Genomic DNA, 2764 nt, shown 5'->3' with positions numbered 1-2764 from the left:
TAAGAATTACTTTTATTATTTAATGCGGTTTTATCTAACCATTTTTTAAATATATTAATATCTAATGATTTTGGTGCAAACCATTGTTTTTGTTTGTTGTCCCACATTGCACCAAGTTTTTTAGCTTCGCGAATATCTTGATATGGAATAAACAAAAACATTCTTTTTTTTGGCAAGATATTCCCCTATTTATTTTAATTTAATGTTAGATTGACTATAATTTTGATGAAATTCAAAGGGCTTCCTAGTAGCCCATTCCAACTTTTAACAATATTCCAAAATTTCTTCATTGAATGTTTTAATTAAATCACTTAAAAATAAATCTATTTTTTGTGGATTTAATCCTATATGAGTGTTTTCTATTTTTGTCGTTAATCTTGGATAATATTTTCCATTGTTTTCTGTTGTTTTTAATATATTTTCCCAATGATAACTTCTATTTCTTAGATTTTGTAATAAACTAAGAACTACATCTACTTTATGTGTGTTTCTAAAGCGTAATTTCTTTCCTTTTTCAAAAAAGAAATTTCTATTATTCTCTCCGTAGTTTCTAAAATTAATACCTTTTAAATCCATTATAGAATTTTGTAATTTATTCTCTTTAATGAGATAGATAATAGTTCCCAAACTCATACAAGAAAGATATTGATGATGGGATAAAATCTTATTTTTTTCTCTATTTTCAATTTCAATCTTAGCTTTTTTAATATTTTCATCATTAGAGTTTTTTATCCAATCATTATCTTGCTCTGATAATTTACTATCAAGTTTATTTCTAAGAATAATTTCCAATGTTGCAATTTTTGGTGTGATCTTTCCTATAAGTTTAAGATTATCATAGTGTTTTACAACATCATTGTCATAAGAAGATAATCTTATTTGTGATAGTAATTCATTAAAATCTACTTTATTGAGCAATTTCATATTTTCCTCTAATTTTTAAATATTTTTAATATCTTAACATGAGATAGATGAAATATTGTTATATGTTTGTATCGCCATATCTTTTTATAGGTATTTTTAAATTTGGAAAATTTTTATCCATAGTATAAATTGCTGTGCAATTTTCTTTTTCTGCACAAAAATACTGCAAATAATCTTCAAAATCACCTTTATTTTGCAAGTAAAAATCACAAGCCATATTAATAACGCTTGATCCAAATGAAACTATATCAAAATATGGATTTGTTATTGTGCTTTTAAAAAAAGACATAAGGGCTGGTAATTTATCTTTATCTATTAAATAAGCGATAGTTGAAATCATATCTTCTGAAAATACTATTTTTATTTCATTAGATATTAAAAAATATATTAATTGTTTAGCTTGTTCATTATTTATTCTTGCTTCATCAAAAAAATCAATAAAAATATTTGTATCAAGAAATACTTTTTTCATATATTACCCTTTTTTAAGTCATTTTCTAAAAATTCTTTTTTCATTTCTTTAGCTGTTTTACTTGGATGAAAAGCTCCATTAAACATACCTGCAAATTCATTAATAAAAGCCATTGCCTTTTGCTCATTTTTGCTTCCATTGAATAATGTAGGTTCTTCATTATCATTTGAAGTTAAGTTAGGAATATTACTATTAACATCAATTATCTTCTCTTGTTTTAATGAAGGATAATTTATTTGCTCATCATCTTTTTTAGAAATAATCACTTGATTTTCTACAACATTCTTATCTGAAGCTATTTGCTTAACTTCTTCAATAACATAATGATCTGGATTTCTCTTAATTTGCTCAAGACCTTCATATTCACTTTCAACTGACACTTCTTGCTTAAATTCTAAATTGTCAAAATCAAAAGTTTTAACGACAGTTTGTCTTAATTTTTTAAGATCTTTAAAAGAACCCTTGCCTATGATTTGTGGATTCATAATATATGAATTTGAACCGATAATATCATATTCTTTTCTCTGCTCTTCTGTTACTTTAAAAATAACTTGCTTATCTTCAAGTTCTTTTATCGCACGATAAACACTTGATTTTCCTAAAATCTTTCTACTTTCAAAATAATGAACAAACTCACTATTATATTGAAAAACATTTTGATAATTTAAATTTTTAATCATCATCAACACAACTCTTAAAGCAGGATTTGAAAGATTATCAGTAAGAAAACTAATGTTTTCTACAAATAATTTAATAAAATCATCTTTGGTTTTTTCTCTTTGTAAAAAAGAACTTATTACTGTGGTAACTTCTCCTGTTACAGCATCAACTTTCTCCTGAACATTACTATATAATTTTTTAGTTTCTTTGTTTTCTAAATTAACTATCTTTGCCATATATTACCTTTTCCCAAAAATTAAAAAACATTATAGCATTATTTTCCCAAAAAATGATAAATTCCCAAATAAAAAAACAAATTGTATCCCATACAATGAATTTTATTGATTATTTTGGGAAAAATTACTTTTTTAGTTTTTTCCCACCACGAGCAGTTTTTGTCCCACGGGTGGGAAAATTTGTCCCACGGGTGGGAAAATCAAAAACCTTAATAAATAGCTATTTTATAAGCGTTTGAGAGCATTTTTTATAAGTCTTTTTCTTCTTTATCTGTTCTTAAATTCAAAAAACCGCAAATTTCGCTAACGCTCATTTGCCAATAATGTAAATCAAAAGTAATAATATTACTTTTGAACTTTTATAATAATAAAATCCAAAACAATAAAATACTCATAAAAGAAATTTTTTAAATAAAATAGCTATAATTAAATAAAATAATCTCAAATCAAAAAAATTTAATTTTTTATTTAT

General features: G+C 24.3%; 4 protein-coding genes. All 4 read right to left on the bottom strand.

The window, feature by feature from the left end; genetic code table 11:
* Nucleotides 1-161, bottom strand: a 161-nt coding sequence (locus L8W64_RS08755) for a DUF5710 domain-containing protein (RefSeq protein WP_263673530.1), incomplete at its 3' end; no start/stop codon positions are given.
* Nucleotides 162-264: 103 nt separating this feature from the next.
* The gene (locus tag L8W64_RS08750; RefSeq protein WP_236633137.1) at nt 265-924 is read right to left on the bottom strand and encodes a hypothetical protein; all 660 of its coding nucleotides are present in this window, start codon (nt 922-924) and stop codon (nt 265-267) included.
* Between the two features lie 58 nt (nt 925-982).
* Nucleotides 983-1396 (bottom strand): type II toxin-antitoxin system VapC family toxin, encoded by a 414-nt coding sequence (locus L8W64_RS08745; protein WP_139451631.1) that lies wholly within the window; start codon nt 1394-1396, stop codon nt 983-985.
* Nucleotides 1393-2292: a replication/maintenance protein RepL gene (locus L8W64_RS08740; protein ID WP_263673523.1), complete on the bottom strand. Its 900-nt coding sequence runs from the start codon at nt 2290-2292 to the stop codon at nt 1393-1395. The genes L8W64_RS08745 and L8W64_RS08740 overlap by 4 nt, the downstream gene beginning before the upstream one ends.
* Nucleotides 2293-2764 lie beyond the last annotated feature (472 nt).

This window comes from Campylobacter sp. IFREMER_LSEM_CL1097 (assembly GCF_025772225.1).
Classification (GTDB): Bacteria; Campylobacterota; Campylobacteria; order Campylobacterales; family Campylobacteraceae; genus Campylobacter_D; species Campylobacter_D lari_D.
Note: the sequence above shows the minus strand (reverse complement) of the source record. Positions and strands in the feature narration are given on the sequence as shown.

What these genes read in the sequence shown, in the direction of transcription:
- L8W64_RS08750 (WP_236633137.1), bottom strand. Translation starts at nt 924, where the DNA reads ATGAAATTGCTCAATAAAGTAGATTTTAATGAATTACTATCACAAATA.
- L8W64_RS08745 (WP_139451631.1), bottom strand. Translation starts at nt 1,396, where the DNA reads ATGAAAAAAGTATTTCTTGATACAAATATTTTTATTGATTTTTTTGAT.
- L8W64_RS08740 (WP_263673523.1), bottom strand. Translation starts at nt 2,292, where the DNA reads ATGGCAAAGATAGTTAATTTAGAAAACAAAGAAACTAAAAAATTATAT.